Origin of the sequence: Kitasatospora sp. DSM 101779 (assembly GCF_025655475.1) — a bacterium.
Classification (GTDB): Bacteria; Actinomycetota; Actinomycetes; order Streptomycetales; family Streptomycetaceae; genus Kitasatospora.
Genome location: NZ_JAHTIK010000001.1, coordinates 315,761 through 328,013, shown reverse-complemented (window position 1 = coordinate 328,013; position 12,253 = coordinate 315,761). Strand labels below are relative to the sequence as shown.

The 12,253-nt window shown below is 73.9% G+C and carries 9 protein-coding genes; 7 read left to right on the top strand and 2 right to left on the bottom strand.

The window, feature by feature from the left end:
• The first annotated feature begins 51 nt into the window (after window positions 1-51).
• The 7 genes from KSNIM_RS01455 (at window position 52) to KSNIM_RS01425 (ending at window position 10,057) form a co-directional block, all read left to right on the top strand.
• Entirely contained in the window at window positions 52-561 is a 510-nt protein-coding gene (locus tag KSNIM_RS01455) for a hypothetical protein (RefSeq protein WP_263101355.1), read from the top strand.
• Complete coding sequence (locus tag KSNIM_RS01450) at window positions 558-1,805, top strand: DUF4255 domain-containing protein (protein ID WP_263101354.1); 1,248 nt, start codon at window positions 558-560, stop codon at window positions 1,803-1,805. Before KSNIM_RS01455 ends, KSNIM_RS01450 begins: the two co-directional genes overlap by 4 nt.
• Entirely contained in the window at window positions 1,802-3,817 is a 2,016-nt protein-coding gene (locus tag KSNIM_RS01445; RefSeq protein WP_263101353.1) for an AAA family ATPase, read from the top strand. Before KSNIM_RS01450 ends, KSNIM_RS01445 begins: the two co-directional genes overlap by 4 nt.
• Window positions 3,814-7,005 carry a DUF4157 domain-containing protein gene (locus tag KSNIM_RS01440; protein ID WP_263101352.1) on the top strand — a complete coding sequence of 1,064 codons (3,192 nt, stop codon included), beginning with the start codon at window positions 3,814-3,816 and terminating at the stop codon, window positions 7,003-7,005. Before KSNIM_RS01445 ends, KSNIM_RS01440 begins: the two co-directional genes overlap by 4 nt.
• A gap of 131 nt (window positions 7,006-7,136) precedes the next feature.
• Complete coding sequence (locus KSNIM_RS01435) at window positions 7,137-8,264, top strand: acyltransferase family protein (RefSeq protein ID WP_263101351.1); 1,128 nt, start codon at window positions 7,137-7,139, stop codon at window positions 8,262-8,264.
• Between the two features lie 138 nt (window positions 8,265-8,402).
• The gene (locus KSNIM_RS01430) at window positions 8,403-8,804 is read left to right on the top strand and encodes a YciI family protein (RefSeq protein ID WP_263101350.1); all 402 of its coding nucleotides are present in this window, start codon (window positions 8,403-8,405) and stop codon (window positions 8,802-8,804) included.
• Window positions 8,801-10,057, top strand: a complete 1,257-nt coding sequence (locus KSNIM_RS01425; protein WP_263101349.1) for an RNA polymerase sigma factor — start codon at window positions 8,801-8,803, stop codon at window positions 10,055-10,057. The genes KSNIM_RS01430 and KSNIM_RS01425 overlap by 4 nt, the downstream gene beginning before the upstream one ends.
• Before the next feature lie 460 nt (window positions 10,058-10,517).
• On the opposite strand, the gene KSNIM_RS01420 is transcribed toward KSNIM_RS01425, so the two are convergent.
• Entirely contained in the window at window positions 10,518-10,943 is a 426-nt protein-coding gene (locus KSNIM_RS01420) for a hypothetical protein (protein ID WP_263108261.1), read from the bottom strand.
• Between the two features lie 481 nt (window positions 10,944-11,424).
• Window positions 11,425-12,186 (bottom strand): YqjF family protein, encoded by a 762-nt coding sequence (locus KSNIM_RS01415; protein ID WP_263101348.1) that lies wholly within the window; start codon window positions 12,184-12,186, stop codon window positions 11,425-11,427.
• Window positions 12,187-12,253: the final 67 nt, after the last annotated feature.

Genomic DNA, 12,253 nt, shown 5'->3' with positions numbered 1-12,253 from the left:
CATCCCCGCACCCCGATCCACCCGACCCAACCGCCGGAAGGACCCGCACCGATGCCGATCGTCGTCGTCGAGCAGGAGAAGACCGTCGCAGCCCTCGCTGCCCGGCTCGTGAAGACCAGAACGTCCGAGGCGGCGAAGGACAGGGTCGTCCGGGCGATCCGCGAGGCCAATCCGGGCATCGACCCCGACCGGCTGCGGCCGGGAATGATCGTGGTCGTGCCACGGCTCGCCGAGATGCGGGACGACGACGGGGCGGACGGCCCCCTGGACGCCCTCCTCGATCAGGTCGGGAAGGAGCTCGACGCGCTCATCACCGCCGCCAACGACGCCTGCGACGCCGACACGGCCGAGCGCGCGACGACGGCCGACGTCATCGACGCCGACGCTGTCCGCGCCGCGGCCCGGAACGACCCCCTGCTCCAGTACTACCTGGAGCGGCTGCGCGCCACCCTCGACGAGGACGCGCAGACCGCACCCGAGATCACCGCAAGCCTGATCACCGGCACCGAGCAGTGGTACACCGACCTGGACGACCTGAGCACGCTGTGGTGGACCCGATGAGCAACACCACGGCCGTGGCCGCGGTCACCGCCGCTCTCACCACCCTCGTCCAGAACGCCGTGAACGGCCTCGGGATCAACCCCGGGCCGGTCGTCGCCCCCGGCCCGCTCGACGACACCGGGGACCACGCCCGCGTCGGTGTGCACCTCTACCGGGTCAGCCGCAACGCGACCCTGTCCCTCGCCGACCTGCCCACCCGCTCCTCCGCCGGTCAGCTCCGGCAGAAGCCGAGGGCGGCACTCGACCTGCACTACCTGTTCACCTTCCGCGGCACCAACGAGTGGGAGACGCAGCGGCTCCTGGCCCGGGCGGCAGCGGCGCTGCACACCGTCCCCCACCTCACCGACACCCTGCTCGCCGAGGCCGAGACGGCCCATCCCGAGATCGCCGACAACGACCTGGCCCGGGCCGACGAGCCGGTGCGCGTCACTCCGGAGGCCCTCTCGACCGACGAACTGACCCGGCTGTGGGCCCTCTTCCCGCCCGCCACCTTCACGGTGACGCTGGCCGTCGCCGCCGGCCCCGTGCTCGTGGACGGCGACGGGGACCCCGGCGCGGTCCTCCCCGTCCGCACCGTCCTCGCCGGAGCCGCCCCCTTCGCCCCGCCGCGGCTGGACGGAGTCGCAGGACCCGAGGGCAGGGGGGCGCCCGTCCGGGCCGCCAACCCCATGCCCGATCTCCACCTCCACGGCCACGCCCTCGCCGCCCGCCCGGGGGAGACGAGCGAGGTGCTGGTCGACGGCGCCCCGGTCACCGGTGTCACGGCCGTGGACGACACGCACCTCGTCCTGGCGTCGCCGGCTCTCGCCCCCGGCCGGCGGCGCATCTCGGTGCGCCGGAGCGGACCGCCGGCACAGCCCGCCCTGTCCGCGACACGCCCTTCGCAGGTGAGCGCACCCGTCGTGGTGCTGGTGGTCCCCGCCCTCGGTGCGATCACCGCCGCCACCGCCACCGGCCACCAGCCGGGCCTGCGCACCGGAACGGTCTCCGCCGCCGTCACCCCACCGGTCGGGCCCACCAACCGGGTACGGCTGCTGCTGGACGCCACCACGCCCGGATCGGCGGTGTCGCTCGCCCTGGCGGCCGACCTGCCGGTCGGCCATCCCCCCACCACACAGGCGGACTTCACGGTGACCGACGCCCCCGCAGGCCCCTACCGCGTCACGCTCGAGGTCGACGGCGCGCGCAGCATCCCGAACCTGGACCCCAACGGCCTGTACGTCCTTCCGGTGGTGACCCTGTGACCCTCTCCGACACCGAACCCCGGCCCGAGGCGGCCGACCGCGATCATGCGTGGGCCCGTGACAACCAGCAGCACCTCGCGCTCGCCGCCGCTGCCGTGGCGGCCCGCCTCGACGCACGACCCGACGACGCGGACGAACCGGCCCGCGCCGCCGGGCTGCTCGCCGCCGAGGTCCGGGCGGCGACCGGCCTGCCCACGGCCCTCGACCGGCTGTGCGGGCTGTTCACCCTCACCGCGTTCGAGCGGGACGTGCTGCTCGCGGCCGCCGCCCCCGAACTGGGGCTGCCCACGGCGACCGGACCGGTCACCTTCGCCCGGGCCCTCGCGGGACTGCCGGACGCGCACTGGAGCGCCCTGCTGCCCGACGCCCCGCTGCGGGGCTGGCGCCTGCTCGACATGCCGGCCCAGCTGCCGCCCACCGAGTTCGGCGGCCTCCCGCAGCTGCCCCTCGCCGTCGACGAGCGGATCCTGCACGCCCTGCTCGGCGCCGACACGACGGACGACCGCCTGGCCGGCCGTGCCCGCCTCGTCGCCGCGTCCTGCCTCCTGGCCCCCGGGCAGGCCGCCGCCGTGGCGACCCTGGCCGCACTGGTCCGCCCCGCCCCAGGTACCGAAGGGTGCCTGCTCACCGGCGAGGACCGGCTGACCCGCCGCCAGGCCGCCGTCGACGCCGCCGCGCGGATCGGGCTCACCGTCCTCGCCGTCGACGGCCTCGACCTGCCCGACACCGCCCCCGCCACGGACACCCTGGCCCGCCTGCTCGCCCGTGAGGCGGGGCTCGGCCTGCGGCTGCTGCTCGTCGAGGGGAGCGCCGAGTCCCTGCCGCGCTGCGTGCGGCTGCTGGCCGCCGGAGCACCGCTCGGCGTCCCCGTCGTCCTGTCTGCGGACGAGGCGCCGCCCGGCAGCGACCTCCCCGTGCTGCGGCTGCCGTCCGCCTCGGCGGCCGAACGCCGCGACCTGTTCGCCGCCGCCCTGCGCACCGCGGACCTCGCCGGCGACCCGGCCGAGCTCGCCGAGCGGCATCCGCTCACCCCGGCCGGCATCGCGCTGGCCGTCGAGCGCACCGGCCGGCTCGCCGCCGCTCCCACGGCCGTCGGCCCCGAAGGCACCGGACCGTCGACGGAGACCGGCACGCACACCACCACGCCGCGGAGCGCCGCCGCGGATGTCGCGACGGCCTGCCGGGCCCTCGCCGCACGGCCGCTGCACGGCCTCGCGACGGTGCGCCGCCCGGTGGCCGCCCTCGACGACCTCGTCCTGCCCGATCAGGCGAACCGTGCGCTGCGCGCCCTGCTCGCCCACGTACGCCGACGGCGACGGGTGCACGGCGACTGGGGGTACGCCGAACGCGGCCGCGGCCTCGCGGTCACCGCGCTGTTCGCCGGCCCGAGCGGCACCGGCAAGACCACCGCCGCCGAGGCGGTCGCCCACGAGCTGGGCCTCGACGTGATCGCCGCCGACCTCAGCCAGGTGGTCAGCAAGTACATCGGCGAGACCGAGAAACACCTCGCCCGGCTGTTCGACGCGGCCGAGTCCGGCTCGGTGCTGCTGTTCGACGAGGGCGACGCCCTCTTCGCCAAACGCACCCAGGTGCGGGACAGCCGGGACCGCTACGCCAACCTGGAGGTCTCGTACCTGCTGCAACGGCTGGAGACCTTCTGCGGCATCGCGATCCTCACCACGAACGCCCGCGAGTCGATCGACCCCGCCTTCGTCCGCCGGATGCGGTTCGTGGTGACGTTCCCCTTCCCGGACGCCGAGCAGCGCACCCGGCTGTGGGCCGGGGCGTTCCCGCCGGGCGTGCCCACCGAGGGACTCGACCCCCGCCGCCTCGCCCAACTAGCCGTCAGCGGCGGCACCATCGCCCAACTGGCGCTGCACGCGGCCTTCCTCGCCGCCGACGAGGGCGGGCCCGTGGGCATGCGCCACGTCCTCGACGCCGCGAGGATCGAGGCCGACAAGCTCGAACGCCCCCTGGCCGCCCACGAGATCCGCGGCTGGGTGCCCTCATGAGCGATGCCGTCCGCAGCACCGCCGCCTCGGGCCTGCGGGGAACGGGCGCGCCCCTGGAACCGGGCGTGCGCGACCAGCTGTCGACGAGCTACGGCCACGACTTCTCCCCGGTACGCGTCCACGTCGGTCCCGAAGCGGACCGGGCCACCGGCGAACTCGGCGCCCTGGCCTACACCGTGGGCAACGACGTGGTCTTCTCGCACGGCGCCTACGATCCGCTGTCCCGCCGGGGCCGGTCCCTCATCGCCCACGAACTGGCCCACGTCGCCCAGCACGACGGCCACCCCGCGGCACCGGGCTTCCTGCGGACGCACCCCTCGGTGGCCCCGCCGGACGCCGACGCCCGCCTGGAACGGCAGGCGCACGCCGCGTCCGCGTTCCACGCACGCGGCGAGCCGCTGCCCGCCGGATGGCGGTGGGAGAGGCCCGCCGGCCCGTTCCTGGGACGCGCCGACACGAGCTGGACCAAGCTCGCGGAGAAGGACCAGTACACCGTCGACTACGCGGACGGGCAGCGCACCGTCCAGGAGGAGCAGCGGTCCCCCGGGGACCCGGCCGGCACGGTCCGCGTCAACCTCGGCACCTTCGTCGTCCCGGAGTCCAAGGGCCCGTGGAAGGAGACGTACGACGCCATCGCCAAGGCCCAGGGCCTGCAGGCCGTCGTCAAGATGTCCGGGAGCCGCCCGAGCTCCGGCCTCTGGGAGAAGCGGGCGCCCTCGAAGGAACTACGCAGGCTGTGGCTGCTGCGGACCCAGTGGCCCCAGGACCAGGCCGCCGCATGGTGGAAGGACGCCGGCGGGGACGCCCCCACGAAAGGCACCGACTTCGACCCGTACGTCAACGCCGTGCAGTCGCAGATCGACCACGTGGTCGAGCTCCAACTCGGCGGCACCAACGTGCCCGAGAACCTCGCACCGCACGACGGGCCCGACAACGAGGACAGCGGCCGCACCATCGCCCGGCACGTCCAGCAGGCCGCGGCCTCCGTCTCGGACGCGCTGAACGCCAAGGGCCGCCGACGCCCCGACCACGTCGTCCTGTGGTTCTCCGGCGCCGACCAGCCCAAGAAGTACGCCAAGGAGACGACGCCGCTCGAACCGCCCTTCGCGTCCCGCAGAGCCAGGACGGCGCTCCAGGTGCACTTCACCGCGGAGGCCGACCTGAAGGCCGGGAGACGCCCCACGGCGGAGGACCGGAAGCAGGCCGCCGACGCCTGGGCCGCGTACCGGCGCTACCCCCTCGTCAGCGGACCCAGCCGGCAGGACCTGCGGGTACCGGACAGACCGGCGGGCGACGGCCACGACGAGATCGAGACCAGCGCCGTCCCGGAGAACCGCGCCGCTCGGGAACTGATCGCCGGCGTCACGCTGGAGAAGCTGAGGCGGCCCCCGTCGGGCAAGGGCGCACACACCGTCACCGCGTGGATCGACTCCGACGCGCACCCCGTCCGAACCGGCACCCGACTGCCCATCAGCATCCCGAAGGCCGAGGACAAGCAGCTCACCCTCGACGTCAAGGACCCCTTCACGACCGGCGCCCTGTCGCTGCGTGGCGGCAGACAGGAGGTCCGCTTCCTGTACCCGTACCTCTCCACCGGCAGGCTCACCCTCTCCTCGACGGACCAGGGACTCGAAGGCCACGGCACCCTCACCCCCAGCGTTCCCCTGCTGTCGCGCGTCCCGATCACCGTGGACTGGGACCGCGACGGTTTCCGCGGCTCGGCGCAGGCACCCGCCGACAGGCTGTCGCTGCCACCGTTCAAGGTCACCGAGGCCTCCCTCGCCCTGAGCATCGCGCCGCAGCTCCACGTGGGCGGCCACGTCGCCTTCGCCCTCGGCTCGCTGGTCACCGGCCGCCTCGACGCGGGCGTGGACGCGCAGGGGCTGTTCGCCAAGGGCCGCCTCGTCGGCCGCCTCCCCGGTCTCGACGAGGCCACCGGCGACGTGGAGTACCGCCCCGCGACCGGACTCACCGGCTACTTCGTCGCACGCTCCTCGAAACCCTCCGGGCTCGTGCGCGGCGGAGAGGTGCGACTCGACCTCGCCGGCGGCGCCTGGCAGGTCGGCGGCCAGGTCGACGTGGTGCTACCCGGCGACAGCCCCGCCCAGCTCACCGTCCGCAGATCCGGGGAACGGATCCTCTACGGCGGCAAGGCCCTCCTGAAGGTCCCGGGCCTGCGGCCGGTCGACGTAGCGGTGACCTACGACGGCGAACGCGTGACGGGAACCGCCCGCACCACCTTCGCCCTGCTCGGCGCCGAGGGCGAGATCGCGCTGCGCTACCGGGACGGCCTCTTCACCGGAGACGGATCCGTCGAGCTCCGACGCGGCCGCTTCGCCGGACGACTCGACGCGCACCTCGACGAGGACGGCCGGATCAGCGGCCGCGGCACCGGCAGCCTGACGATCCGGCCCGGACTCGTCGGCACCGTCGGCATCGAGTACGGCCGCGACCACAGACTCCGCGTCTCCGGCGAACTGCGCTTCCCCCCGTACCGCTTCCTCGAACCCCGCGGCGCCCGCCACGAGTTGTTCCGCCACAGCCTGCCCGACATCCCGATCTTCGCCATCCCCCTCGGCATCGGAGCGGTCGGCCTGGTCGCCCGCATCGGAGGCGGCCTGGCCGTGTTCTACCGCTTCGGCCCGGGCGAGATCCGGGACATGGTCATCCGCGGCGCCTTCAACCCCCTCGAAGAGGACACGAACACCGAACTCGCCGCGGAGGCACGTCTCGTCCTGCCCGCCGAAGCCGGCCTCGAGATGTTCGTGCGCGCCGGGATCGGCGCGTCCGTGGCCATCGCCAGCGCCACCGGCGGCATCACCCTCACCGGTGGCGTCCTGCTGCGCGGCGGCCTCGACGCCAGCGCCCGGCTCGCCTACGCGAAGGGAGTCCTCTCCTTCGACACCCTGGCCCGGATCAGCGTGCAGCCCGTGCTGACCCTGCGCATCGAAGCGGACATCCTCATCGAGGCGGCCGTCGGCGGGACCTGGCGCTTCCCCTACGAGCTGGCGTCCTACTCCTACGCCACGGGCCTGGAGTTCGGCCTGATCGCCCCGTTCCACTACCAGTCCGACCAGCCGCTGCGCCTCCCCGAGGCACGGGACATCCAGTGGATCGTCCCCCAGATCGACGTCGGCGCCCTGGCGAACCGCGTGGCCAACCAGGTCCGGGCCGGTCTCGGATTCTGAGCCGTGTCCTGCTGCCCACCGGTGGGCGAGACCCGACCCGGAGCAAGGTGCGCCACCCCGCCGGCCGGCGGGTCGCGCCGTCCCCCGGCCGCCCGATGCACCACCCGCGCAGGCCCGGCAGAGTGGACGGCATGTCAGAAACCGCCGGGTCCGCGACCGTCACCAACCGCCGCCCCCGACAGCCCGGGTCGCGCCCCGGCCGCCTGGCCGGACTCGACCTCGCCCGGGGCCTCGCCGTGTTCGGCATGTTCGCCGCCCACCTCGGACCCGACCCCGAGGTGGGCGGCCCGGTCGGCGCAGCGATGCGCCTCGCCCACGGCCGGGCCTCCGCACTGTTCGCCGTCCTCGCCGGCTGCTCACTCGTGCTGCTGGCCGGCCGGCGACCGAGGACCCGGCGGGACACCCGCCGGACGGCCACCGGAATCGCCGTCCGTGCCGTCCTGCTGATCGCCCTCGGCACCGCACTGGACGCACTGGACCCGCCGATCACCGTCATCCTCACCGCGTACGGCGCCTACTTCCTGCTCGCCCTCCCGCTGCTCCGCCTGCCCGCCGCCCCGCTGGCCGGCCTCGCCCTCACCTGGGCCGTGCTCGCCCCCCAACTCTCGTACGCGCTGCGCACGGCCGGGGCGGCCGAGCTCCTCCCGCAGCGCCTCGCCGAACCGCTGCTCACCGGCGTCTATCCGGCCGCGACCTGGATGCCGTTCGTGCTCGCCGGGATGGCCCTGGCCCGCTTCGACCCGTCCCGGCCGACCGTCCGGCGACGGGCCGCGACCGTCGGGGCGGTGCTGCTGGTGCTCGGGTACGGGGCCTCCTGGCTCGCGGTGCGGCTGCTCGGCACGGCGGCGCCGGAGGAGGGGTCGGGCGTCGTCGACCCGGGCGACCCGGCGGGCCTGCTGGGCGCCGCGCCGCACACCGGAACGACCTTCGAGGTGCTCGGCGCCCTGGGGTTCGCGCTGCTGGTGGTCGCCGGCTGCCTGGAGCTGACCGCCCGGCCCGGCGGGGCGGAGGGTGCCGGCACCGCCGCGGTGGCGGGGGTGGCGGCGGTGGGCCGGCTCTCGCTGACCGCGTACGTGGCGCACATCCTCCTGGTCGCGCTGCTCGGGATCGGGCTGGACCCCGGCCCGCCGCTGCCCCTGTTCGCGTCCTTCGTCGCCGGGACGCTGGTGGCGGCCGTGCTGTGGACGGCGCGCTTCGCCCGCGGCCCGTTGGAGACGGTGATGCACCGGGCGGCCGGGCTGTCAGGCCTGGTGCCGTAGCCACAGGTGGCGGGCAGGGCGGTCCCGCAGGTGGAAGTGGTCTGAAACTTCCGTTCCGAGGATGTAGAGATCCGCGTGGTGGCTCCGTCGAGGGGGTGAGTGCGCCACACTGGGCGCGCCGACGATCAAGGAGTTCACGTGCCGAGATTTCTGCTGATGGTCAACCACGACGGCGGGGTGTTCGAGGAGCCGATGGACGAGTGGGCTCCCGGGGACGTCGCGGCGCACTTCGACTACTACGCGGCCCTGACGGAAGAACTGGTCGCCAGTGGGGAGTTGGTGCAGTTCACTCCGCTGGCCGACCCGCGGCAGGCCAGGATCGTGCGTGCGGACGGTGCGTCGGCCCCGGTGGTGACCGACGGCCCGTTCCCGGAGTCCAAGGAGGTGCTGGCAGGGTTCAACGTGGTCGAGGTCGCATCCGAGGCCCGCGCTCTGGAGATCGCCGCCAGGATTTCGGCCGTGCCCGGCCCGGGCGGGGCTCCGACGCGGCAGCCGGTCGAGGTGCGCCAGGTGATGACCGACACCGCGTTCGACCTGTGACCGACCAGCCCGTCGTCGAGGACCTGCTGCGTTCGCTGGCGCCGCAGGTCCTCGGCGCGCTGACACGGCGGTCCGGCGACTTCTGCGCGTGCGAGGACGCCGTGCAGGAGGCGCTGATCGCTGCTGCCCGGCACTGGCCCGCACAGGGCGTGCCGGACAATCCGCACGGCTGGCTGCTGCAGAGCGCCACCCGCCGCCACACCGACCGGATGCGCAGCGAGGCGGCACGGCGGCGACGCGAGGAACGCGTGGCGCGGGAGCCGGCTCCGGGGCAGGCGCCGGCGACCGACGACTCCCTGGCACTGCTGTTCATGTGCTGCCATCCGGCGCTCACGCCGGCCTCGGCGATCGCCCTGACCCTGCGGGCGGTCGGCGGCCTGACGACCGCCCAGATCGCAGCCGCCTACCTCGTTCCCGAGGCCACGATGGCGCAGCGCATCAGCCGCGCCAAGCAGCGCCTCAAGGCGTCGTCGACGGTGTTCGAGGTGCCGGTGCCGGGCGCCCCGGACCGGCCGGAGCGGCTCCGGCGCGTGCTGCACGTGCTGTACCTGATGTTCAACGAGGGCTACACGGCCTCCGCGGGGCCGGTGCTGCACCGTGCGGACCTGTCGGAGGAGGCCGTCCGGCTGGCCCGGCAGGTGCACCGGCTCCTGCCGGCCGAGGGCGAGGTGACCGGGCTGCTGGCCCTGATGCTGCTGACCGAGGCCCGCCGGCCGGCCCGCACCGGTCCCCACGGCGAGCTGATCCCGCTGGCCGAACAGGACCGCACCCGCTGGGACCGCGGGCTGATCGCAGAAGGCGCCGCACTGCTCACCGGTTCGTTCGCCCACCGGGGACGGCCGGGGGAGTACCGGCTGCTGGCCGCCATCGCCGCCGTCCACGACCGGGCCGACCGCGCCGAGGACACCGACTGGCCGCAGATCCTCGCCCTGTACGGGCTGCTCGAACACGTCGCGGGCAGCCCGGTGGTCACGCTCAACCGCGCGGTCGCTCTCGCGATGGTCGACGGTCCGACCGCAGCCCTGGCCCTGCTCGACCGACTCGACGCCGACGGCGGCCTTCCCGCCGTCCTCCACCGGGTGCACGCGGTCCGGGCCCATCTGCTGGAGATGGCAGGAGAGGAAGCGTCCGCACTGGCCCACTACCGGTCGGCGGCGGCCCGGACCACCAGCACACCGGAACAGCGCTACCTGACCGCCCGGGCAGCCCGCCTGCACCAGCGAACCCGCCCGGCACCCGGCGAGGCGGACTGACGAACCAACCCCCCCGGTGCACGATCCGGAGTTCCCGCTGCGCGTGACCGCGGCCGGATCCCTATCAAGGCGGCCGGTCGACGGGCTCCTGCAAGCCGACCTCAGGGCGCCGCGCACGCAGCGGCACACGGTCACCCGGATCTTCCACCGCACCGCCTCGTGACCAGCCCGTTCAGAAGCACCTGGAGCGTGTCCTCAAAGGCGATTGGGCGGCCATGGGTGCCCCCACACGCCCCTACAAGGCACCCGTACTCCTTCGAGGACGCTCTGGTAATGCTTTGTCAGGTGCTCTTGTCACGCCCTGCGTTCGGAAGTCCGTTGTCTGAGGGCCGGGGAAATCGTGGTGTGTCGGGGCCGGTGGGAGGAATTCGCTGCCGAGGTGTCCGCACGACCGGAACCTGCCCCACCTGCCGGCAACCCACCCCGTGGCTGCCCTGCGACACCACCTGACAAAGCACTACTAGTCGTCAAAAGGGATGAACCCGGCAAGAGAAGCCCAGTCCAGGGGGCGCACGATCGTGGCCAGCTGGGCGAAGGGATCCTGCGCGGCCGTCTGGAACCACATCACCGAGAGCTCCGTGTGCCCGAACTCTGCAACGTCCTCGGGCGTCCACCACGACGTCAGTCGAGCACGGACCGCCTCGCGCGGCAGCCACTCCTCGACGTGCCCCTCCGCATCGGCTCGGAGCTTGTCGAGATCGTGCACATACACATGCGGCGTCGCCGCCATCGCCTTCTCGATGCCCATCAGACGAAAGCGACGGTGCAGGTGCGGCGTCCCTTCGAGCATGCCTTCACGGTCGTCGCTCACCGTGAGCGAGCGAAGTTCCGCCTGCACCGGTCCCACCTGGTAGCTGCGCAACTCGTCGGGGTTCATGTGGATCACGGGACCGAGGGTAGGCGTGTCCCACGAACGGACCAAACGACTTTCGACACGCGCTGCAGGAGCGCGGTGCCGAGATCGCCGACCAGCAGGTCCGAAGTCTCCTTCCGGCTGTCCTCGCCTCCAGCGTCAGCTCCGGGTACTGCGCCGGCCCGGTGAAGCCCAGCGCCGCGAACACGTGCATCGCGGGGGGCGACTCCGCGGAGGGCGTCGGGCGCGCAGTCGGCCTCTCGGTGGCGGTGCTGGTGGACGTGACGAGCGCGGCGGCACGTTCGAGGCCCGGGCGTTCCTCGGGCGAGGCCTCGGCGAGTGCCTGATCCAGGGCCGCCGCGGATCGCGTCCGCGTCCCGGACGACCACGACGAAGTTGTGTGTGGTGTCCGCGCCCGGGAATCGCGTCATGCCGATCATCGTGGTGGTCGTACTTCGTGTACGGCAAGGGACTTGGGGAACTGCAGAGGGTTCGGCCGGGGCGCTGTACGGGTTCAGGGGGTGGGTGGTCTGCCGGGGCGGCCGAAGCGGACGCGGACGCCGGGGGAGTAGAGCACGCTCACCGGCGGTCCGGTCGGGGTGGGGAGCCCGGCCGCGGTGATCAACTCGTCCTCGCAGTGCAGGAGGTCCGCACGGTGCAGCGGCCAGCGCGGGTGGGCGTTGGGCAGGTACACCGTCCGGCCGTGGACGGAATTGTGCATGCCCCAACGGGCGGTGAGGAAGTGTTCGAGGTCGGTCGGGTGATCGATCCGTTCGCCGACGCGGACGGCGATCCGGCTGCGGGCGCCACGCGGCCCGGGCCAGCGCCGGACGCTGGTGTAGCGGACGGTGTCCGCGTCGCGGCGGATCGCCATCCCGGCCCATGTGTAGGGCAGGCGGAACCCGGCCCGGGCGATGAGCACCGGCAGCAGCCGCGAGGCCTCCAACGAGCGGAACACCACCCCGCGCCGTCCGTGCCGGTCGACCGAGTAGAGCCGCACGTTGGTCTCGGGAAAGGTACCGAGATACGGGACGCCCGGCAGGTTCAGCCAGCCCACCCGGTACATCCGGAACGCGACCAGACCGACGTAGGTGAGTCCCTCGTACGTGTCCGGCACCGTGCCGGCCGGCAGCAGCGGCGCAACGTCCGCGGGGTCGGCCGCCCAGTGCAGGAACGCGAGGTCGAGCCAGGACTGGGTGAGCAGCGTGCGCGGGACCTCGCGCACCGGATCGGGCGTGATCGGCTCCGCGGGGACGGGGGCAGGGACCGGCGACATGCCATCAGCCTCCCACGCCCCCGGCTCCGCTGTCCGGGCTGTCCGGGCTGTCCAGGCTGCCCGGGCT

What these genes read in the sequence shown, in the direction of transcription:
- KSNIM_RS01455 (WP_263101355.1), top strand. Translation starts at nt 52, where the DNA reads ATGCCGATCGTCGTCGTCGAGCAGGAGAAGACCGTCGCAGCCCTCGCT.
- KSNIM_RS01450 (WP_263101354.1), top strand. Translation starts at nt 558, where the DNA reads ATGAGCAACACCACGGCCGTGGCCGCGGTCACCGCCGCTCTCACCACC.
- KSNIM_RS01440 (WP_263101352.1), top strand. Translation starts at nt 3,814, where the DNA reads ATGAGCGATGCCGTCCGCAGCACCGCCGCCTCGGGCCTGCGGGGAACG.
- KSNIM_RS01435 (WP_263101351.1), top strand. Translation starts at nt 7,137, where the DNA reads ATGTCAGAAACCGCCGGGTCCGCGACCGTCACCAACCGCCGCCCCCGA.
- KSNIM_RS01415 (WP_263101348.1), bottom strand. Translation starts at nt 12,186, where the DNA reads ATGTCGCCGGTCCCTGCCCCCGTCCCCGCGGAGCCGATCACGCCCGAT.